Origin of the sequence: Blautia faecis (assembly GCF_027662325.1) — a bacterium.
In the GTDB taxonomy this organism is placed as follows: domain Bacteria; phylum Bacillota; class Clostridia; order Lachnospirales; family Lachnospiraceae; genus Blautia_A; species Blautia_A faecis.
In genome coordinates this window covers 185,192-205,247 of record NZ_JAQDKY010000002.1, presented here as the reverse complement: position 1 = coordinate 205,247, position 20,056 = coordinate 185,192, and the positions used below count along the sequence as shown (strand labels likewise).

General features: G+C 39.6%; 23 protein-coding genes and 3 pseudogenes. All 26 read left to right on the top strand.

Annotation, left to right across the window (positions count from 1 at the left end):
- Window positions 1–234, top strand: a 234-nt coding sequence (locus tag PGQ38_RS02440) for a hypothetical protein (protein ID WP_270430740.1), incomplete at its 5' end; no start/stop codon positions are given.
- Window positions 235–386: 152 nt separating this feature from the next.
- Window positions 387–565 (top strand): annotated as a pseudogene (locus PGQ38_RS19670) (redoxin domain-containing protein); the annotation flags it as partial.
- A gap of 286 nt (window positions 566–851) precedes the next feature.
- Window positions 852–1,889 (top strand): nucleoid-associated protein, encoded by a 1,038-nt coding sequence (locus PGQ38_RS02430; RefSeq protein ID WP_204453200.1) that lies wholly within the window; start codon window positions 852–854, stop codon window positions 1,887–1,889.
- Window positions 1,890–1,900: 11 nt separating this feature from the next.
- Window positions 1,901–3,376 carry a hypothetical protein gene (locus PGQ38_RS02425; RefSeq protein WP_148462703.1) on the top strand — a complete coding sequence of 492 codons (1,476 nt, stop codon included), beginning with the start codon at window positions 1,901–1,903 and terminating at the stop codon, window positions 3,374–3,376.
- 1 nt (window position 3,377) lies between these two features.
- The gene (locus tag PGQ38_RS02420; RefSeq protein ID WP_187564936.1) at window positions 3,378–4,433 is read left to right on the top strand and encodes a hypothetical protein; all 1,056 of its coding nucleotides are present in this window, start codon (window positions 3,378–3,380) and stop codon (window positions 4,431–4,433) included.
- Window positions 4,430–4,999: a hypothetical protein gene (locus PGQ38_RS02415; RefSeq protein WP_148462701.1), complete on the top strand. Its 570-nt coding sequence runs from the start codon at window positions 4,430–4,432 to the stop codon at window positions 4,997–4,999. The genes PGQ38_RS02420 and PGQ38_RS02415 overlap by 4 nt, the downstream gene beginning before the upstream one ends.
- Window positions 5,000–5,209: 210 nt before the next feature.
- The gene (locus PGQ38_RS02410; RefSeq protein WP_195587472.1) at window positions 5,210–5,440 is read left to right on the top strand and encodes a hypothetical protein; all 231 of its coding nucleotides are present in this window, start codon (window positions 5,210–5,212) and stop codon (window positions 5,438–5,440) included.
- 74 nt (window positions 5,441–5,514) lie between these two features.
- Complete coding sequence (locus PGQ38_RS02405; protein WP_173736306.1) at window positions 5,515–5,919, top strand: hypothetical protein; 405 nt, start codon at window positions 5,515–5,517, stop codon at window positions 5,917–5,919.
- Between the two features lie 213 nt (window positions 5,920–6,132).
- Window positions 6,133–6,322, top strand: a pseudogene (locus PGQ38_RS02400) (helix-turn-helix domain-containing protein).
- Window positions 6,323–6,373: 51 nt separating this feature from the next.
- Entirely contained in the window at window positions 6,374–7,066 is a 693-nt protein-coding gene (locus PGQ38_RS02395; protein ID WP_148462699.1) for a response regulator transcription factor, read from the top strand.
- A complete protein-coding gene (locus PGQ38_RS02390) occupies window positions 7,063–8,094 on the top strand; it encodes a sensor histidine kinase (protein ID WP_204453198.1) in 1,032 nt (343 codons plus the stop codon). The genes PGQ38_RS02395 and PGQ38_RS02390 overlap by 4 nt, the downstream gene beginning before the upstream one ends.
- Window positions 8,095–8,265: 171 nt before the next feature.
- Window positions 8,266–8,931, top strand: a complete 666-nt coding sequence (locus PGQ38_RS02385) for an ABC transporter ATP-binding protein (RefSeq protein WP_148462697.1) — start codon at window positions 8,266–8,268, stop codon at window positions 8,929–8,931.
- A 15-nt stretch (window positions 8,932–8,946) separates the two neighbouring features.
- Window positions 8,947–11,358 (top strand): ABC transporter permease, encoded by a 2,412-nt coding sequence (locus tag PGQ38_RS02380; RefSeq protein WP_204453197.1) that lies wholly within the window; start codon window positions 8,947–8,949, stop codon window positions 11,356–11,358.
- A gap of 148 nt (window positions 11,359–11,506) precedes the next feature.
- Window positions 11,507–11,684, top strand: a pseudogene (locus PGQ38_RS02375) (transposon-encoded TnpW family protein); the annotation flags it as partial.
- Between the two features lie 260 nt (window positions 11,685–11,944).
- Window positions 11,945–12,640 carry a VanR-ABDEGLN family response regulator transcription factor gene (vanR, locus tag PGQ38_RS02370; protein WP_118069938.1) on the top strand — a complete coding sequence of 232 codons (696 nt, stop codon included), beginning with the start codon at window positions 11,945–11,947 and terminating at the stop codon, window positions 12,638–12,640.
- 16 nt (window positions 12,641–12,656) lie between these two features.
- Window positions 12,657–13,166 (top strand): VanZ family protein, encoded by a 510-nt coding sequence (locus tag PGQ38_RS02365; RefSeq protein ID WP_204453195.1) that lies wholly within the window; start codon window positions 12,657–12,659, stop codon window positions 13,164–13,166.
- A gap of 11 nt (window positions 13,167–13,177) precedes the next feature.
- Window positions 13,178–14,242 carry a sensor histidine kinase gene (locus PGQ38_RS02360; RefSeq protein WP_204453193.1) on the top strand — a complete coding sequence of 355 codons (1,065 nt, stop codon included), beginning with the start codon at window positions 13,178–13,180 and terminating at the stop codon, window positions 14,240–14,242.
- A 140-nt stretch (window positions 14,243–14,382) separates the two neighbouring features.
- Window positions 14,383–15,270 (top strand): ABC transporter ATP-binding protein, encoded by an 888-nt coding sequence (locus PGQ38_RS02355; protein WP_148445107.1) that lies wholly within the window; start codon window positions 14,383–14,385, stop codon window positions 15,268–15,270.
- 1 nt (window position 15,271) lies between these two features.
- Window positions 15,272–16,513 carry an ABC transporter permease subunit gene (locus PGQ38_RS02350; RefSeq protein ID WP_204453191.1) on the top strand — a complete coding sequence of 414 codons (1,242 nt, stop codon included), beginning with the start codon at window positions 15,272–15,274 and terminating at the stop codon, window positions 16,511–16,513.
- A 373-nt stretch (window positions 16,514–16,886) separates the two neighbouring features.
- A complete protein-coding gene (locus tag PGQ38_RS02345) occupies window positions 16,887–17,183 on the top strand; it encodes a hypothetical protein (RefSeq protein ID WP_187564930.1) in 297 nt (98 codons plus the stop codon).
- A 159-nt stretch (window positions 17,184–17,342) separates the two neighbouring features.
- Window positions 17,343–17,546 carry a PF20097 family protein gene (locus PGQ38_RS20350; RefSeq protein WP_302673742.1) on the top strand — a complete coding sequence of 68 codons (204 nt, stop codon included), beginning with the start codon at window positions 17,343–17,345 and terminating at the stop codon, window positions 17,544–17,546.
- A gap of 85 nt (window positions 17,547–17,631) precedes the next feature.
- A complete protein-coding gene (locus PGQ38_RS02340) occupies window positions 17,632–18,612 on the top strand; it encodes a hypothetical protein (RefSeq protein WP_204453189.1) in 981 nt (326 codons plus the stop codon).
- Between the two features lie 58 nt (window positions 18,613–18,670).
- Window positions 18,671–18,859 carry a hypothetical protein gene (locus tag PGQ38_RS02335; RefSeq protein WP_055056116.1) on the top strand — a complete coding sequence of 63 codons (189 nt, stop codon included), beginning with the start codon at window positions 18,671–18,673 and terminating at the stop codon, window positions 18,857–18,859.
- A gap of 59 nt (window positions 18,860–18,918) precedes the next feature.
- Entirely contained in the window at window positions 18,919–19,251 is a 333-nt protein-coding gene (locus PGQ38_RS02330; RefSeq protein ID WP_187564928.1) for a DUF1648 domain-containing protein, read from the top strand.
- Window positions 19,252–19,343: 92 nt separating this feature from the next.
- A complete protein-coding gene (locus PGQ38_RS02325) occupies window positions 19,344–19,724 on the top strand; it encodes a DUF4825 domain-containing protein (RefSeq protein ID WP_055056114.1) in 381 nt (126 codons plus the stop codon).
- 80 nt (window positions 19,725–19,804) lie between these two features.
- On the top strand, window positions 19,805–19,999 hold the full coding sequence (locus PGQ38_RS02320) for a zinc ribbon domain-containing protein (protein ID WP_270430735.1): 195 nt from the start codon (window positions 19,805–19,807) through the stop codon (window positions 19,997–19,999).
- Window positions 20,000–20,056: the final 57 nt, after the last annotated feature.

Below are 20,056 nucleotides of genomic sequence, written 5' to 3'. Positions count from 1 at the left end.
TATATTTTGAAGGCTACTTTTAGGTATAATGGAAAACAGGCACAGTGCACAACTGCAACTCCTGACTGCAAGATTTTTGTGCCTAATGTTTATAAGGTGATTACCAAAAGTGCCTCAAAAGAGGGAGATACTGCGCTAGGATATTTTTATTGCGAACACATAAAGACTAAAAAAGGTGCTGGAGGAACATTTTCAATTAAGTGTGCTGCGAACGGAGCAGTCACTATTAATTGATGTAATAGAAAAATTCTGCTTTGGGGACATGTAAAATTAATTAAAAAGGTCATTTAGAATTTCTGTAAAATCTAAGTGGCCTTTTTGTTGCTAAAAAAGAATAAATAAGCAAAGCAAACAAAAGAGAAATTTCATATATATGTAAATAAGTAGAGAAGGGCGTAGTCATTCTCGGGGTGAGTAAGGAGTCTGTAACATCTCTTAGGAAGGTTTGAAGAAAAATATGGACTGGCATTTACTCTCTTATCAGATCCGAAACGTAAAGTGATTGAAGCATATGATATCCGGAAAGAAAAATTATGGAAAAGTTTCTATAGGAATAGTAGGGACAAATTGCAGAAATGAAAATTTTGTACTACGATATTTATTAGTATGGATAATTTGGAATTATCCCATTATTCATGTTTGAAAGGGCATTAGCGAGAGTAGTGCTGACCCTCGTATACGGGACTTTACTTGAAGGTTATGTTTATAACAAAAGTTCTTTGGGGTTGGCAGCAAAATATGGTATACTTAATGAAAAATAATAGGGAAGAGTGCTGTGGCAATTTATACTTCAGGCATGATGATATGGTATGTACTCTTCTTCCGATACATAAGATGGGAGAGCTATACGCATGAGGATTATTACACAAGCGATTAGAGTGATTGACTATGAAAATAACAAAGTACTGCCGAGAGATATTATGCCTAAATTCGGTGAGTATATAGAGCAGTTGATTGGTTATATAAACGGTAATACTTCAATACGTGAATATAAAACACAATCCGTTGGAGGGGAAGTCATTAGTAGTATTCTGGAAATCGTTGAGAACAGATCGAACGAAGAAATAATCCTGCAGAGCATAGATATGATGGCGGAACGATTGCTGCGTAAGGAGAGAGAAGCACAGGAGCAGGTAGCAAGCATGGATATTAAGGTACAGAAGGGGAGTCTGATACTTTCATTAATTGAACATGATGAAAATTTATTGTTCCTGCTGGCAAAAGTTGAGCATACAGATTTTTTCGATGATACGGATTATAGTATTAAATCAGGATTTTCAAAAGATACGAAAAAGATATGGAAAACATGCTTATTTGAAATTGATGATGTAAGGGCGGAACAGTTTTGTGCAAAAATATACTCTAATACAGTTGCGAAATACTGGTGGCATGACTTTTTGGAATTAGAAGAACTTCAAAGCGATGAATGCAATACAAAAAGAGCGTTTAAAGCAATAGAAAATACATTGAACAGAAATCTAAAAAAAGTGGCACCGTATGATCATATGGTGATTCAGAATGCGATATATTTATATTTTAGCAGTACTGAGCAGTTTGACTTTTCTGAAATGTTAGAGAGGAATGTAAAGAACTATACGCCTAATGATATGACTGTTGAAAAGAAAAAGGAGCTCTTGCAGAAACTGCAGAAATTACCGGAAGAGCAGCACTTTGACCAGCAGTTCCACCCTTCTCTTTCAGTAATCAAACGTAAGATGAAAAAAACATATGATGTGTATAGTGGAATTCAGATTAAAGTAACCAGTGCAGTTGAGGATTTAGGAGATGTTATCGAAGCATATCAGGCAGATGACGGAAAAAGATATCTTAAAATTCGTATAGATAATGATGTGACATTTCGGACTTTTGAAAGGAAAGCAGAGAGTTAGGGGGAGAAATTTTGTTAGACCATATTATGGATAAGATAACTGATCTGACTGAGGAAGAGCGCCGAAAAATTTATACTGCCCGGTTTACATTTCAATCGAAGCAGGCAGTGAGTTATTCGGAATTGGCGGATATTATGCGGAAGATCCCATTGAGAGATGAAATCAGAATCTTTTTGGAATCCGAGAATGAAGATACTTTTATGATGAACAGAAATTCTACAGAAGCAGAGTATCGGGAGTTTATGGGAGAAATTTTGGAAGATGAAGTTATTTCGGCGAAGATTGAGATAAACAAAACTTTATCGGCAGGATATTTTTCTATTTACCGATTTCACAAATTTGCTGAAGATATTGTCAGATTACCAATGGATGAAGTACTGAAAATATTTGCTATGTTGTTGGATGAGGCGGAAAATAGTATAGTATTTGAAATGTTTGACAATGCAAACGCCTTTTATACCAAAACAATGTATTTCCTTCCTACAGGGAACAATGAAACGTCATGTTCCTTTGACAGAAAGCAGAGATTGTCAGAATGCAGGGACACATCTTATCTTTATAATCAGGATGTGTACGCGCTTCTTCCAGATGATTTTAAAATAGAAGTAGGATACGAGGGAAATCCGTTTAAAGAACTGTTTTTTAGACTGGAAACAGTTTTAGCAGCCAGTATGGTGGCATCAAATGCAATGTTGCAGGAGGGGCAGATAAAACTTCAAATTGTAGGGCAGCGTTCCATAGATTATGCTTTTAAGATAGACGATGTAGAAGGGAACCGGGTGTTGTACAAAATATATGATTGGATATATTCAGGTGGGAGTTCCATTGACAAGGCAATTATTGCCCGGAATATCATCTGTCTGCATTGTAAATACGAGCCGCTGTTAAAGGTGGATACAAAAATCCTTGCTTCTATTCAATCTAATTATAATCTGTACTTAAAAGATAATGTGACGCAGTATCTTGAAATGAGAAATAAAGTAGCGGAGTTTATCAGTGATATTATGTCCAGAACCGGGGAATATGCAACGGATCTGCTTGATAAATTCAAGACCAATATCATAGCAGTGTTTGGATTTTTGTTTTCCGTGATTCTTGCGAACATCGTATCAGATCAACCGCTGGATAATATTTTTACAAGGGATATTACAATTATTTTGGAATTGGTGCTGGTGGGATCAGTAGGATATCTTCTTATTTGCTACAAGCAGTCAAAATTTCAGATGGAGAAAGTTTACGATAGTTATGAGAAATTAAAAAAATCTTATGAAGGGATATTGACCGAGGATGATGTCCGGGAGTGCTTTCAGGATGACAGTCTGCTCAATGACATGAAGCAAACTGTAAGCAAAGCAGAGAAAAAATATTTGTTTTTGTGGATTGCTTTTCTTTTAATATTCTTTGTAATCATTGAAAAGATTAGTGAGGCTCCGATCGTGTTTCCGATTGTAAAAGAAGTGGCAGGAAAATGGCGGGTGATTCATTAATATGGAAAAAGATGTATTGGTACAAAAGGAAAGAGGTTTTATAGAAAAGTTCATGGTCCCTCAGATGTACGATCTGTTTCGGTTTGGCGGCAGTTCTGTGAAGGATGATGAGATGGGCATGCAAAGAATGCTGCAGAACTTTTCTGGCCTTTTTACGGAAGAACAGCTACGCAAAAACATGGAAAAGTACAACCTGCAGAAGATGTTCGGGGTGGTAAAGGAATATTTCAAAAAGGAATATGGATATGCGGGTGATTCTATCATACTGAGCAATAATTATCAGCATACTATTAATAGTTACATATATAATGACAGGGAAAATCCGGCATTTATCCATATTGATGAACTGTTTGAATCTACGGTTATTGCATTTCTCCTATCTATGTTTAAGTGGTCGAAAGATTTTGGAAACCTGGAGATTTACAGTGAGTGCTTCAAATATGTTTTATTTCTGATGAATGATGTATGTATTTTCGGAAAGATGCAGGGAACCGATGCGAATGATGTGCTTCTGGGACTGGTATCCGGAGATATACAAATTTTACAACTCGCAGAGGATTGTTACTGGACGATTGTGGTTTTCAGTCTGGCGCATGAAGTTGCCCATGCATATCTGGCATATACGGGTAGACAATATTCCAAACAGCATCCGGAAAAGGAAGAATACAACGCCGACATGATGGCATATCATATTGTCCTGAAAATCATTATGGAGAAAGAGGGTGAAGAACAGATTTTAGAAAAGTACACTTATCTAGCGCCCATGATGTATATGGATTTCTTTGACCTGTACTATTATACAGACCGGGTACTGTACAAATCAAGGCTTTCCGATCCACAGCATCCCTGGCCGGTTGATAGAAAAAACCGGTTGTTTGCAGTTGTGAATAAAGATGAATATGACTTTGATACAGTGGATGGAAATCACTTATATAGCGGGTTCCTTGATGTTTATGATGAATATAAAGACCAGGTTTTATTGAAAATGGAACGTGGAAAATTGGATAAGATCCTCCATACGGAGAGAAGAAATAGAATGCGGTGTGTAAAAGTATGACAAGGCAGGATGCGATAGAGTATGATAACTGGTTAAAAAGCGGGCTGATGCAGGAAGCAGAAGTTCTTGGGCTTGGTGAAAAGGCAGGGAGTGACCTTGCAGATAGGTACATCACAGTAATCCCGGATGACGAGAGGAAAGGAATGGTTTTTCTGGGAGAGGAAGCAGCCTCCTATAAACTGGGAAATGTACGACTGGATCTCAAAAAAGCAATCGTTGCAGCTCTGGAGTTGGCAGCATCGGTTAGTCTGCCGGAAAGCTTCTTCAATTATTTGCAATTATTGATTGTTGGGGCATTTTTTATCCAGAAATCTACGAAACAGGAGATTGGAAAAAACGAAGCTTATATATTGTATTTCCTTCATCAGAAAAATTGCTATGAAAGAGGAATTGATGAGGAAGATTTTCAGGATGAGTTTAAAATTTGGTGTGAAGAAAAAATGGAAAGCTGCCCGGATGGAGTGAAATGTAAAAAGGCGCTGAGAACACTGCGTAAGTACAAGGTAATTGATATAGAAGATGGAAAAATTTATTTAAGAGAGCGTGTAATAGGATATGTTGAGTGAAAGTAAATTTGAATCTTTGATTCCAACAAAAAAGTAATCTTTGCCTTTGTGTAGGGTAAAACCGTGTTCCGGGCAATCCTGCGGTTGACGAAAAAAAGCGATCAGAATCCAGAAAGTGAGAGCGGGCAAGAGGTAGAGTTTGTTGATATGTTAAAAGAGCAGGAAAAAGAAACGCCGGATGTGGAAGAAACTGAATAACTGGTCTTGTTTTTGAAACATTCATATTATGCCGGGATACCTGCAGGACAGCTTAGCATGGTTATGGAAAACGTTATCCATTTGGCGGAGAAAAAAGCAGAGAAAATCGGGGCGGAAACTGTAGTTAGCACAAGTTATAGGGAGTACGTTCAGGAAAGAGAGGATTATGCAAAAGCAAACTTTTATCTGTATATCTCAAAATCCAAGAATGGACTGATGCAGTTGGAACTGATGGAAATTTAGTAAATAATACGCTGTCTTATATTAAGTTCGGTAATGGCATTGATTCAGTGGATGAGATTGTAAAAACAGAAAGTGTGAAACAAAAGCTCGTCTATGCGACAGTTACTTATACCAATAAGTCAGATGAAGAAATTAACCATATGCTTTATATTGGTACATTGCTGTTGATGGACCATGAAGATGGATCATATCAAATTTACGATCCGACAGAACAGTCCGGAGATGACTACGATCGTGTTATATGGGATGGTGTTGCACGTACAGCTGAAATGACATACAACAGTATATCAGAGGATTATGGAAATGGAGGAAACTATATTTCTTCATTAAAACCTGGTGAGAGTATACAGGTGAATATGGCATGGATCGTAAATGAGAATGACTTGAATAATATGTATCTGAGTCTTAATGGTGATGGAGCTACATATGAGTTTTCAGATTCAATGTTAAAAACAGGATTGGTGGACATATATCAGTAATGAAAATCTTATTATAGAGAAGAGGCTGTCCGTAGTGGGCAGCTTCTTTTAGACATATTCAATCACCCAGCTACATTTTGCAATTCCTCTTTTCCACAGAAAATGTCCTGCGTATTCATATAATTAGCTTAAATAATTCGCATTTTCTTTCTTGTAATCATTCAGCTGGCCATATATAATAAATGCCAAATTGATTTGCTGGAGGAAACTATAATGCTCGAATATATCTCTGCTCCAGAAGCGGCGAAAAAGTGGGGGTATCTCTGAGCGGCAAGTACAGAAGTTGTGCGAAGAAAACCGCATATCTGGCGCAGCAAGACTCAGCCGTATGTGGCTGATACCAAAGGACGCAGAAAAGCACGTTGATGGGCAACTGAAAATTAGCAAATCTACGGATATGTAACATTTCACGGACATTTGCCTGTTATACTGTAGATAAAAAGGAAGTGAGGATATGAAGCAAATTTTGATTGTTGAGGATGACAGCTTTTTGAATAAGATGCTGTCCTATAATCTGACAGCAGACGGTTACGGCGTGACTTCTGCCCTGAATTTCAGAACCGCTGCTGAAGCTGTTCGTCAGCGGGAATTTGATTTGATACTGCTGGATGTCAATCTCCCCGATGGCAGCGGCTTTGAACTGTGCAAACTCGTAAAGCCTAACTGCCCGGATGCAATTGTGATTTTTTTGACTGCCAACGATCAAGAGAGCGACCAAATACGAGGATATGAAGTTGGTGCAGTAGATTATATTACAAAACCTTTTTTGGTAGGAACCTTGCAGAGGAAAATCAAAGCGATGTTTTCGTTGTTGGAACATCATAAGTCTGCAAAGGAAGTTTACGACGATGGGCGGCTATTCTTGGATTTCTCAGAGCATTCCGCTTCACTAAACGGCATCTCACTAACCCTGTCAGCAATGGAATTTAAGATGCTGAATCTGTTCCGCAGAAACCCAAAACAGGTATTGACGCGCAGACAGTTATTAGAAAAACTATGGGATATTGACGAGCGTTTTGTAGACGAACACACGCTGACAACTTCTGTGAGCAGAATCCGCAGCAAGATAGAATCCGATGGCGGTGCGCCCTACATCAAGACAATCTATGGTTTGGGGTATCAATGGACAGGAGGCGAAGCAAAGTGAAGTTGCAAGGTCTTTCAGTAAAGCGGTTATTTTTTTATGTGATAATAGGACTTATCCGCTCCATGACCGTGGCCGCTGCCATTTTATATTATATAACAGAGCAAGCTGCGGTGTTAGCTGTCGGTGCTGTGCTGATTTTGTGCGCCCTTGCGTGGCTTCTTGCTTTGACACAAATATTGGGAAAGAAACTCGCTCTCTTTACCTCTGATCTATGCGGGACCTTAGACCATATGATTGCCGGAAATAAAGGCATCTCTCTTTCCGAGGACAGTGAGACACAGCTTGCCAGAATTGGTCACAGGCTGGCAAGGTTATATCAGATCATGCAGGAGGATCGTCGCCGGGTGGAAGAAGATCGGCAGGAATTGCAGTCTCTTGTATCGGATATTTCCCATCAGGTGAAAACCCCCGTAAGCAATCTGAAAATAGCAACAGACACACTGTTGGAAAAGCCTATGGCTGAGGCAGAGCGCACGGACTTTATTCGTGGAATCCGTACACAGACAGATAAGCTGGATTTTCTTTTTCAGGCGCTTGTGAAAACCTCCCGGTTGGAAACAGGCGTAATCCAGTTGGAGAAGAAAGTAAGCAGCCTATATGACACAGTGGCGCAGGCCATGAGTGGAATCGTATATGCCGCAGAGAAAAAAGAGATTTCTGTGTCCGTAAACTGTCCGGAAGAATTGATGCTTTCCCATGACAGCAAGTGGACGGTCGAAGCACTCTTTAATCTTTTGGATAACGCGGTGAAATACACATCGGTTGGCGGAAAAATCTCCGTATCAGTCGTACAATGGGAAATGTATGTGGAGATTAAAGTAGCTGATAATGGTAAAGGAATTTCTGAAAGCAATCAGGCAGCTATTTTTCGGCGCTTTTACCGCGAGGAAGAAGTGCATAGCGAGCCCGGCGTCGGCATAGGATTGTACCTTGCCCGCGAGATCATAACAAGACAGGGCGGTTATATTAAGGTGGTTTCTGCGCTGGGAAATGGATCTGCGTTTTCTATCATGCTTCCCGCGAAATAATATGTGGTGGGTGGTCGTTTTTGACTGCCTGCCATTTTTTGAAATGTCCGAGGGCTGTAACATTCCACCTTGATTTGCAGTGATACAAATTGACCGTTGTAACATTTCACGGACATTTAGGTTTTACAATATCCCCATTAAAAGGCGGGTAGCCTTGAAAGGAGTTTCTATATGAGCGTTTTACAGACAATTGACCTGAAAAAGTATTACGGCACAGAGCCAAACATTACCCGTGCTCTTGATGGCGTGAATTTTTCTGTAGACGATGGCGAATTTGTTGCGGTGGTTGGAACCTCCGGCAGCGGCAAGTCCACGTTGCTTCACATGATGGGGGGACTGGATACGCCCACCAGTGGAACCGTGATCGTCCGCGGTGAGGAATTGGCAAAGAAGAATGACGAACAACTCACTATTTTCCGTCGCCGCAACATCGGTTTCATTTTTCAGAATTACAACCTCGTTCCGATTCTGAACATATATGAAAATATTGTCTTGCCTGTTGAATTGGACGGCGACACAGTGGATAAGAGATTTTTGAACGAGATTGTTTATTTGTTAGGTTTGGAAGATAAACTGAAAAAATTGCCGAATAATCTTTCCGGCGGACAGCAGCAGCGCGTAGCGATTGCCCGGGCTCTGATTACCAAACCTGCTATCGTGCTTGCCGATGAGCCGACGGGCAGCCTTGACAGCAAGACCAGCGCCGAGGTATTGGGACTTATCAAGCGCACCAGCGCTGAGTTCAAGCAGACGGTCGTTATGATTACGCACAACAATGATATTGCCCGCCTTGCAGATCGTATTATCCGCATCGAGGACGGAAAAATCGTGGGATAAGGGGGATGACGCAGTATGACATGGCCTTTTGAGAATGATACCAGTGCTATCACAAATAAGCTGGCCAAACGGAGCAGGAAAGCAGATAAGCGAAGCAAAGCCTTTTTGCTCCTTACGATTGCGCTTTCTGTCTGCATGATTTTTTCAATCATTTTAATATCCGCAGGTGAGCAGGAAGAATTTAAGAATACACAGCGCACTAAAGCGCAGATCGCAATTCTGGGAATAACCGACGACCAGCTATCCAGTTTGCGTCAAAGTAAAGACGTTCAATGGATTGGCGAGTATGCTGCAATCGGACTATCCTATTCAGGCAATAAGACAATTACGGTCGCTTATGGGAGCGAAGATTATTTTACGCATCAGGAGGAAATGTCTTTACAAGGAAGCCTCCCACAAAAGGCAAATGAAATCATGCTCCCGCAAAATTATATTGACTTTTTGGGAGAATCATATCGTCCCGGCGACACCATTACTTTTGATGTGACCGGTACGGGGGATAAAGCAGAATATACACTTTCAGGCATTTTGAACGAGGATCGCAAGAGCGATGGGTATTTTGTCTATCTGAGCAAAGATCTCGCCATGAGCCTGATGGATTACCTTCAAGTAACAGCATATACCCGTCTGAATACAGATGCAATCCGGTCTGATGCCATCCTTGACTTTACGGATAAAATCATTGAAAACACTGGCATTGTAGAAGATCAGATATATCTTACGGAGTATTCTGCCGTTATGACGGGGGTTATTCAGTCCGGTATCCAACTCCCTATCCCTATGCTGGCTGCATTGACTACTGTGCTGGCTGCAACGATTATATATGGTGTCTTTTACACAAAGATTGCGAAAAATATGCAGATGTTCGGCCAACTGCGGACAATTGGAATGACAAAAAAGCAAATAAAACGAATGGCAAGAAAAGAAGGACTCCTGTATGCTTTTACTGGTATTCCTCTTGGACTAATTGCTGGCTTGCTGATTGGGTTCGCTGCGTATCCGAAGGGATTTCAAATCAAAACGGCGACGGTCTATGCGGTACTGATTGCTATAGTGGGCATTGTAATGGTGAATATTGCAATTTTCAAGCCAGTTCGAGTCGCAATGAACACTTCTCCCGTTGAGGGTGCAAAATACCTTGCCTATTCCGGGAAAGCAAAGGTCAGTTCAAATCTGCATCGCAAGTTGTCACCTAACAATCTTGCAAAAATCAATATTCAACGGAATCGGCAAAAAGCTATTTTGACGTTAGTAATGCTGGGTGTGAGTGGTGCGCTTTTGCTGGGTGCATCTACAGTTGCAGGTTCTATCGATCCAGAAAAACAGGCAGCTTTCAAATACTATCCTGCTGGCAGTATTCTTTTGCAGGTGAAGAATCACGTTGGAAGTTCGTTTGATAAAGAATCTGAGCCGTACGGAAGTTCAAAACTGCAACTGGAAGAAAACCCGCTTGAAAGTCAAACACTGCGGCACAACTTAGAAAATACTGCCGGAATAGAAAGCGTAACTGCATTTAACAGCGTCCAGATGTCTATTATCTTTCCCGGCGGAAGTGGTTCCCTTACCAGTATTATGAACGATTTCCCGACCTTAAATCGTGAACAACTGGCAGAAAAGCAAGCAGTTCTATCGTCTGGAACAGCAGATTACGATGTTATGACTGAAAAATATGGAATACTGGTATCCGAAAACATTGCGAATGTTGGCGACACTTTGCAATTGGAAGGGCGTTCTCCAGATGGCAGCACATTTAATGTTGACGCAGTTGTTGTAGGCACCTATAACCCAACCGATTTGATGGAACGTAGTCCGGTTGTTCCAGGCAGTCCGTATTTTATGATGACGTACGATATGGCAAAGAATCTGACAGGTATAACGGAACAGACTGGTATCTTGGCACTTACGGTCACGCCCGGTCATTTTGACGAAGTCCTGAACGTTGTTCAGGAAATTGCAGAGCAAAACGGAAAAATATCGGTCAATACGATTGAGCAGACGATTAAAAACATTCAGTATCGGTACAGTTCATCGATAAAGGCACTATACATGGCAGCAGCGATCCTGTTTACATTTGGCGGTATCAGCCTTATGAATATGTTGATGGTTGATTTTCAGAATAGAAAACGGGAATTTGGTCTGCTGGAAGCTGTCGGAGCAACACAAAAGCAGCTAAAAGCTATGTTGAGCCGAGAAATTGGTATCTACTTCGGTGAATCGCTGACAGTGTCACTTGCGCTGGGTACGATTATCAGTATCATAGCTTGCCAGCGTTTGGAGGCAGTAAATCATTGTATCTCACTAAAACTACCGTGGCTGTTCATCATAGCACTTATTGCTGCAATGGTAGTTATCTATATGATTTTCACGGCATACGCAAAAGCTGAATTAAGGAAAACCGGGATTTTATCTGCCATTCGCGAAGAATAAACACAAATGATAATAAATCAGCGGAACACTCGATAAATGCTGTTCTGCTGATTTTTCATTTTTGCCAGAAAGAACTTCAGGGAGGAAAACGCGGCGGCAACGAGAACGGCGGCAAAAGAGATCGTGTCACCTAAAGAAAGCTATGTAGATGAACACTGAAAATACACCCCACACAACGACCGTTCAGACGGAGCAGAACACCCCGGCGCTGGTACGGAAGATTGAAAAGACAACCTACAAAGGTGCGCGTACATTTCAGCACCACCAGCACCGAAACCATGAGCGACAAAATCAAACGGATGCTGAAAAACGAGGTGCGGCAGATGCGAGCTTTTTGTAAACTTGATGAAAAAGTCCTTGACAAAATGTTTCTGGAATTATATGACGAAACGTTTTTAGAATAGATTTCTTTATATATGTACAATGCATACATAAAAAACTGATATGTAATCTGCTTTAGCGATTTTGAGTTGCCTAAATTTGAAAGTTAGGAAAATCTTAATAATTTCGCATGCAATCCATTGTGAATTTAGATGCTGTATTTGTTATACTTAATCGAGTACAAGCAAAAAGGAGAGTTGAAAATATGTCTGAAAAGATACTAATTATAGATGACGAGCAAGATATAGCGGATCTGTTGGAGGTCTACTTGAAAAACGAAAATTACGTCGTTTATAAATTTTACTGCGCAACGGATGCCATGTCGTGTATTGAAAGCGGCGATATTGATCTTGCCATTCTGGATATTATGCTCCCGGATATGAACGGCTTTTCACTTTGCCAGCTTATCCGAAAGAAATACACTTATCCAATCATCATGCTAACGGCTAAAATTGAGGAAACGGATAAAATAACGGGGCTGACATTGGGAGCGGACGATTATGTGACAAAACCTTTTCGCCCACTTGAAGTAGTTGCCAGAGTGAAAGCGCAGTTAAGACGTTACAAGAAATATTCGCCCGGTATCATCACAGAGAAAGTTCCATCGGAACTTTCCTATAACAAATTGTGCCTGAATGTGCAGACCCATGAATGTCTGTTAGACGGTGAGCCGGTTTCTCTGACACCGACAGAATTTTCTATCCTCCAGGTCCTTTTGGAAAGTGCCGGGAATGTTGTAAGCATTGAGGAACTGTTTCATGCAGTTTGGAAAGATGAATACTACTCTAAAAACAGCAGCACAATTACTGTGCATATCCGGCATCTGCGTGAGAAACTGAAAGATACTTCCGATACTCCGCAGTATATTAAAACGATTTGGGGTGTTGGTTACAAAATTTAAGCGAAAGGAGTACGCTATGAAAAGAAAATCAAATTGCTTCGTAACCATTTTATTCTTAATTTATCTGGCACTCTTGGTTTGGATCATACTTTTCAAATTACAATTTTCAATCAGTGATCTGGACAAGATAAGAAGTATAAACTTAATTCCTTTTCACTACGACAGGGAAATTGGAGCAGCATTTCACTTAACAGAGGTGCTCGAAAATTTCTTGATATTTGTGCCTATGGGTATTTATCTTCAAATGCTTCTGCCAAGAACAAAATTATATGTGAAATTCATGCTGATTGCTGGAACAAGTTTTTTATTGGAAACTATGCAGTATATCTTAGCAGTCGGACGGTCTGATATTACCGATGTACTCACAAATACGGCAGGCGGTCTTTTGGGACTTGCTGTATATTCGATAGCAGCCCGGTTAATCGGAAATAGAATAAAAGCAAACAGACTGTTTTCCATTCTGGCAGGCATAGTAAGTGTTGTCGTGATTGGCCTGCTTGGCTTTCTTCTGTTTGCTAATCGGTAGGAGGTGTATTCATGTCGAATAAGAAAATGGCAACAGAAAAGCGCCTTAAAGTGCGCCTATACCTATCATTGCTGGTTTATACCGTTGTTGGATATGGTTTGACCCTTATCTTGGACTACATCTTTTCAAAATTTGACAACGGTATTTTTGCATGGCTCTACTGGCGGCTTGGTCCGCTGTTTATTCTGTATCTGGTGATAGGCTTTGTATGTATCTTCAATTACTATTGGAAAAAGCCGTGGGACTATCTGGATGAAGTAATTGACGCAACCCAAACGGTCTATGAGCAGAACAGTCATACCGTATCGTTGTCTGATCCGCTGAAAGAACTTGAGGAACAGCTCAATCAGATCAAAATGTCTGTTCTGTTAAGCAAGCAGGCTGCAAAGCAGGCAGAAGAAAAGAAAAATGAAATTGTCATGTACCTGGCACATGATATACGCACACCTCTGACAACAGTGATCGGCTATTTGAGCCTGCTCCATGAAGCTCCTGATATGCCTGAGCAGCAAAAGGAAAAGTATGTAAAAGTTGCGTTGAATAAGGCAGAACGCCTTGAAAAGCTCATCAATGAACTTTTTGAAATTACCAAGTACAATGCACATACGGTCATTATCAAAAAAGAAAATGTAGATTTACATTGTCTGATTGCGCAGGTAATAGATGAAATATATCCGACACTCTCCGCAAATGGCAATACAGCGGTATTTACTGCGGAGGATAACTTATCCGTGAACGCTGACCCTGAAAAACTGGCGAGAGTTTTCAGTAACCTTTTACGAAATGCAGCGTCATATAGCTACCCACAGACAGAGATCACTATATCCGCCAAACGGTTAGAACATGATATTCAGATCACTTTTGAAAATCGTGGGGAAACAATCTCGGAGGAACAGCTTAACAGTATATTTGAGAAATTCAATCGGTTGGATGAAGCCCGGCTTTCTAATACAGGTGGTGCGGGGCTTGGTCTTTCTATTGCGGAAGAAATTATACATTTACACGGTGGAACGATTACTGCATTCAGTCAAAACGAAACCATAGACTTTGTGATTACATTACCCCTTTCCGCTTAGGAAAATCAGACTGTGATCTTAGGAATTACTTAGGAATTTAAGCGTGTGATTTTTGAGATTGAAAAGCCTTTGTTCGATACAATGATTATCGAACAAAGGCTTTTTATTGTTCAGCCGAAGCAAAAGAAAGGAGTGTAAGCATGGAACTGAAAATAGAGCATTTAAGCAAGCAGTTCAAAGACAAAACAGCAGTAAATGATGTCAATCTGACATTGACTCCCGGCGTTTGGGGACTTTTGGGGGCGAATGGTGCAGGGAAAACCACGCTCATGCGCATGATTGCTGATATTATGACACCAACCAGCGGAGCAGTTTACTATGACGGAAAAAACATTCGAGAGTTGGGTGAAGTTTACCGAAGCAAGTTTGGCTTTCTGCCGCAGGACTTTGGGTATCACCGGGATTTTACGGTCAAAGATTATTTGGAGTATGTGGCTGCGCTGAAAGATATTCCTACAAGGGCAACTACCAAAAAGATCAATCATTTGTTGGACATTCTTTCGCTCTCCGATGTGAAAAAGAAAAAAATCTCCAATCTGTCAGGCGGCATGAAGCGTCGTGTTGGTATTGCGCAGGCTATGTTGAACGACCCGGAGATACTTGTCATGGACGAACCGACAGCAGGACTCGATCCCGGAGAGCGCGTGCGTCTGCGGAATTTCATTTCCGAGTTTTCGCATGATCGAATCGTGTTGATTTCCACCCATATCGTATCTGACATAGAATATATTTCTACGCGCAACGCAATTATGAAAGCCGGAGAAATTGTTGATGTCGGAACTACCGCAGAACTTGTCAAGCAGATTGAGGGCAAGGTTTGGAATTGCATAATTCCGGCCTCAAAGCTGCCGGAATGTGAAATGCGGCTGCGCATTATCAATCAGCGAGGCGAAGATCACAATCAGGTTTCTATTCGTTATCTGTCCGAACATTCGGAAATTGATGGGTCTGTTACAACGGAGCCACGATTGGAAGATCTGTATCTGTGGTTGTTCCCGCAGACAGACTTGGAAAAGGAGGACAGATAATATGCGGCTCTTTAGACTTGAACTAAAACGTATTTTGAAGTCACGGCGCACCCTGATTTTACTTGCAATCGCACTTTTGCTTTCCGTAGCCATGGCATACCTGCCTATTTCATTTGAGGGTATTAACCGTCCAAACGAAGATGGCACGGTTACAGAATTAGACGGCTTGGCAGCGATCAAGTACAAACAAGATTTTTATAAAACATCCGCTGGTGAAGTGACCCCGGATAGGATCAAATCGGCTTTGGAAACTTATCAAAGCTGCGTTCGAGAATATGGGCCGGTCGAGGAAGAGGGCTTTCCTCTGGCTGTATTTATTGAAAAAATCGTCCCGTTCCGTCACTTGCTGATGGGTCTGTCCGAAGCGTTTGCTGATCCATTAACAGGCATTGGTGCTGATTTAATGGATATTGACCCGAATGACATTGACGGAGCCTATTATGAAAAGTGCGCAGAACATTTACAGGATGTCATGCGGAATGAGCAAAGAGAAAACGAAACCGCACAACAGAAAGCTCTTGAAAAATATTCAGAACTTGATACGCCATTTTATCTTCATTCTGGAATTTCTAAAGATGCATTTGATTATATTGAGTTTTATATTTTGTTCCTTGCTATTTTGTGCGTGGCAATCGCAGCTCCTACTTTTGCCGGAGAATATCAAACGGGCGGTGACAGCATCCTGCGAACCACCAAATACGGGCGTAAACAATTAGCAATTACCAAAATTCTGGCGGCATTTACACTTTTCGTTGTTACTTTCCTTGTCGGGATCACGGTACACATTCTGATTTTAGATGCAGCGTTCGGGACAGATTGCTTAAAAACATCGTTTCAGATGCTATACTCTATCATTAACCTGCCAAACATCAATCTGGGGCAGTTGCAGATAATTCTCGCAGCAGCGGGCTTACTTTCTGTATTAGCAACGGTTAGCTGTACGTTGTTCCTGTCTGCAAAATGTAAAGACACATTGACAGTTTTGCTGATTTCTATTGTAGTTCTTCTCATGCCGCTTTTTGCTTATGTGGCGATGGGAGCAACATGGCTCTCCACCATACTTCCATCTGCCGGAATTGGTATGCAGAACAATTTCCTTTATCAGCTTGCAAATTTCAATTATCTGAATATCGGTGGAATGAGTTTCTGGACACCGCAGATTATTTTGCTTTCGGCAGGAATTGAATTATTTGTGTTTATATTATTGGCAATTTATTCCTATTGCAGACATCAGGTAGCATAAAAGAAGTTCAAAATAGAATGAATTGATTATCTGCCGCATGACGGTAAAAGAAAAAAAGCCACCGTTTCTTTGTGGCAACACAAACCTATGATGAATTTTCCGGAAATATTGTAGCTAATAGCATTGTTTATGCGTTGAAAATATCTGAAAAATTGATGATAGTAGAAATATAATATTAAAATAAAAAATAATATAAAAAATTGTTTTACTTTAGAGGAATATATAGTATAATACACCCATAAGAAGTGATAAAAAAATAACAAGTTGACCTAGCCAAACATAATAAGTTTTACTTTTGTGTTTGGCTTTTTTTATTTGATGGTCATGCTAAGAGAATGTATAAAGTTAGAGAAATAAACATAGGAGGAAAAACATGGGAGAGATTGCAGCAAGAAGAATCGTAAAGGATAATCAGAAGAAAATTGTTGAGAATCTGATAGAAGGTAAGATAATGTTTGAAGATCAATTCGAAGATCCAATAACTAGAACCACAGTTGCTGAAATTCGAAGAATTATTGAAGAAGAGTATGGATTGGAGGAAGAATCTATAAGCTATATGGAAATTCCGATTAACGGAGAATGGAAATATGTTTTTTGGAGAAATGTAGAAGAAAATGTTATTTCTCTTGATGACATAAAGGAAATGGCAAGAATACATTTTACAAAATAGAAGTATGTGAGAATACATATGAGGCGCTCCATATGGGAGATGCAATTAATATATTTTATCAAAGATAAGCAAAAAGGTGCTTATAGTACAAAAAATGAATGGATAAAGTTCAATAATATGAACTGTGTAATGTGAAAATTAGGAGATATAAATAAAAATATGAGATGTCCATATTGTGAAGGAAAAATGCGAAAGGGTCAGTTGCATGCGGTTGGTGCAGGGGCAGGACTGGAGTGGAAAGAAAGCTCTGAGAGTTTGCGGTTAAATACGGATCCAGAGTTGGCAGCAAGGATATCTGGAGACCGCATAGCTGCCTATAATTGTGATTTTTGCAGAAAGATTATTGTCTCTTACGAATATTGAGATTTTCAATTTATTGAATAATATGCTTTATGTAGAGATGGGAACCAATTGAATTTGAATACGATTAATTGCGAGGAATCAGGCGATGAAGATAAAACGTGGAGATATTTATCAGATAAAATTGTATCTGGAACCTAAAAAAATTTCTGATCATAATAGAAGAGACAATGGAACTTTGTCATTTACCGGGGTAGAACTGATAGATGCTATTGTGTCGGTTGGGATGCCAGATGTATATTTGACCGAGAAAAAGATAATAGACCGTAAAGAAGAAATATATTTCAAAATTAGATTATTTGAAACATTTGTTTCTTTATTGCCAAAGGGAGAACTTTCATTTGATTTAGCAAGAAAAGATTATTTGGATAGTACAGAAGTTGGTGCAATTAATTACTGGCTTGGGATGATACTTACTACAGTACTTGGAAAGAAAAAGTACTCTTATGAGTATATGGTTCACTTATCAATGGTATTAAAACTCAGTTCACAGCCGCCCATAGAAAAATATCAATTTCTTTCAGCTAATGGTAAAACTACATACAAATCACCGGATTTAATAGCAATGAACAATTTGGGCGGCTTCTATGGTGTTTTTGAATCAAAAGGATGTAGTGAGTATAAAAAAGAAACGATGGAAAAAGGCTTTGTTCAAGCAAAGTCAATAGAGAAGATAAATACAGAATCTCCGAAAAACTCTTTAGTTGTAATGACCGTAACGGGAAAGGATAAAATAGAGATAATAGAAAAAGATCCAGAGGGCGAGGAAGGCCGGATAAAAGTTAATTTAAGTTTCCTACAAATGTGTCATTATTTGCCGATTGTTGAGTTGATCGTGGAATTAGGCCCAGAGGAACAGGAAGACTGGACATTTGGTTCTCTCGTATATGAGGAAGAAAAGTATTCTATTGGAATTCCTACGGTTTTGTATAAGGAACTTCTGCCAATAGCAGAAGGTAAGGAAGAAAATTTACTGGATGAGTTTCTTGAAAAAATTTCTTCTAAGGAAACATATTTATTAGATATCGTTCCAGATGAGGCAAGGCAGCATATTCTTCATGTAAAATAGAAATATGGAACCTTAAATCTTTATCAACAAATTAATGTAGATATGGGAGGAAAGGGATATGAAAAAAGAATATAAGGTACTTATTTGTATTCTGGCTTTGATATTCAGCATAGGTGCGACTTGCATAGGTTTTGGATTGATTGGGAGCTCTTCTATGAAATTTGGAATGAAATATGTGTGTGATTTCGTTTTTCTGATGCAAACAATAGCTACATGCTGGGTTGTTATAGAATTGCTCAAAAAGTAAGCTTATTAGAGGGCTTTGAGTAAGTACCAGTATCTGACATATGAGAGGAAGGCACTGTTATGGATGGTATAAGCAGCAGGAAATTAACATGGGGAATTTGCATCGTTGGAATTGCGATTGCAATAATAAGCTTCTTTTTCTTACCGGAGATTATTCCCGTTCACTTTGCTGGAAATGGAGCAGCAGATGACTTTGGCAATAAGATGGAAATTTTTTTAATGCCGATACTTCTTCTGACAGTTACGATCTTGAGTGGTATAAAAAGTGTAAAGTATGTTCTGATGCATTCGAAAACTTGGCTAACAGTTGGTCAATATAACCTGATGATTGATTGTGTTTTAGGAATTATTTTGATTGCAGAAATTTTTATGATTTATGCTTCGTTTGTTTAAAGGCTGATCTATAAATAAAGAAGCAGATATATGGCAGTTTCTGGTTCATTGGGCAGGCTGTTTTATATCAAAGTGTGAAGAGGAGCTGGTTCATGATGAAAAAAGTAATTCCAATTATTTTATTTACGGTATCAGCAATATTGCTTTCTGCATGTGGCAGAAAAGAAGAACTGTACGAGATTCCTGACCTGTCACAGTACAAGACAGATTATGTAGGAGATTCTTCGAATGTTATAAATATTGTAAGTGGGCAAGAGTATCCGGAAGGATATTCTTATGATAGCATACAGATACAGTCTGAAACGAAGCCTTATGGATTAACAGTATTTCTAAAAGTTGAGCCGTCTGCAGTTAAGATTGAAGATGAATTGCAAGTTAATGCGGATATGACATTTGATTTGATTGGTAATTTGGAAACGCTTGATTATAAAATAGCGGATAGTAAGGAAATCATTGCATCGTATGAACGGTAGATCATTCAGTGGTTAATATTTTGTCTGCTATTATATAGTAAGAAAAACAGGAAAGCGAAACATATATTTGGAGGACAGCAATGAGAAAATGCGAAAAGTGTGGAACAGTCATGAGAGCGGATTTAAGACTTAAAGTTAATGGCGGTGGCTATGGGATCGTTGTAGATGTAGATGAAAAACAAAAAACGACAACTATAGATGATGTTAAAGTTGCAGTCTGTCCAGGGTGTGGACATACAGAAATGTATTTAGAGGATTTAACTAAATTGAAGTAAAATTAGATATGATTGAAACAGGATAAAAAATTTTGATGGAATGCTTGTGGAGAAAAT

Excerpts from the sequence above, each read along its gene's own strand:
- PGQ38_RS02430 (WP_204453200.1), top strand. The coding sequence starts at position 852 with ATGAGGATTATTACACAAGCGATTAGAGTGATTGACTATGAAAATAAC.
- PGQ38_RS02350 (WP_204453191.1), top strand. The coding sequence starts at position 15,272 with ATGCGGCTCTTTAGACTTGAACTAAAACGTATTTTGAAGTCACGGCGC.
- PGQ38_RS02345 (WP_187564930.1), top strand. The coding sequence starts at position 16,887 with ATGGGAGAGATTGCAGCAAGAAGAATCGTAAAGGATAATCAGAAGAAA.
- PGQ38_RS20350 (WP_302673742.1), top strand. The coding sequence starts at position 17,343 with ATGAGATGTCCATATTGTGAAGGAAAAATGCGAAAGGGTCAGTTGCAT.
- PGQ38_RS02380 (WP_204453197.1), top strand. The coding sequence starts at position 8,947 with ATGACATGGCCTTTTGAGAATGATACCAGTGCTATCACAAATAAGCTG.
- PGQ38_RS02360 (WP_204453193.1), top strand. The coding sequence starts at position 13,178 with ATGTCGAATAAGAAAATGGCAACAGAAAAGCGCCTTAAAGTGCGCCTA.
- PGQ38_RS02395 (WP_148462699.1), top strand. The coding sequence starts at position 6,374 with ATGAAGCAAATTTTGATTGTTGAGGATGACAGCTTTTTGAATAAGATG.
- PGQ38_RS02340 (WP_204453189.1), top strand. The coding sequence starts at position 17,632 with ATGAAGATAAAACGTGGAGATATTTATCAGATAAAATTGTATCTGGAA.
- PGQ38_RS02365 (WP_204453195.1), top strand. The coding sequence starts at position 12,657 with ATGAAAAGAAAATCAAATTGCTTCGTAACCATTTTATTCTTAATTTAT.
- PGQ38_RS02420 (WP_187564936.1), top strand. The coding sequence starts at position 3,378 with ATGGAAAAAGATGTATTGGTACAAAAGGAAAGAGGTTTTATAGAAAAG.
- PGQ38_RS02320 (WP_270430735.1), top strand. The coding sequence starts at position 19,805 with ATGAGAAAATGCGAAAAGTGTGGAACAGTCATGAGAGCGGATTTAAGA.
- PGQ38_RS02415 (WP_148462701.1), top strand. The coding sequence starts at position 4,430 with ATGACAAGGCAGGATGCGATAGAGTATGATAACTGGTTAAAAAGCGGG.
- PGQ38_RS02335 (WP_055056116.1), top strand. The coding sequence starts at position 18,671 with ATGAAAAAAGAATATAAGGTACTTATTTGTATTCTGGCTTTGATATTC.
- PGQ38_RS02355 (WP_148445107.1), top strand. The coding sequence starts at position 14,383 with ATGGAACTGAAAATAGAGCATTTAAGCAAGCAGTTCAAAGACAAAACA.
- PGQ38_RS02385 (WP_148462697.1), top strand. The coding sequence starts at position 8,266 with ATGAGCGTTTTACAGACAATTGACCTGAAAAAGTATTACGGCACAGAG.
- PGQ38_RS02330 (WP_187564928.1), top strand. The coding sequence starts at position 18,919 with ATGGATGGTATAAGCAGCAGGAAATTAACATGGGGAATTTGCATCGTT.
- PGQ38_RS02325 (WP_055056114.1), top strand. The coding sequence starts at position 19,344 with ATGATGAAAAAAGTAATTCCAATTATTTTATTTACGGTATCAGCAATA.
- vanR (WP_118069938.1), top strand. The coding sequence starts at position 11,945 with ATGTCTGAAAAGATACTAATTATAGATGACGAGCAAGATATAGCGGAT.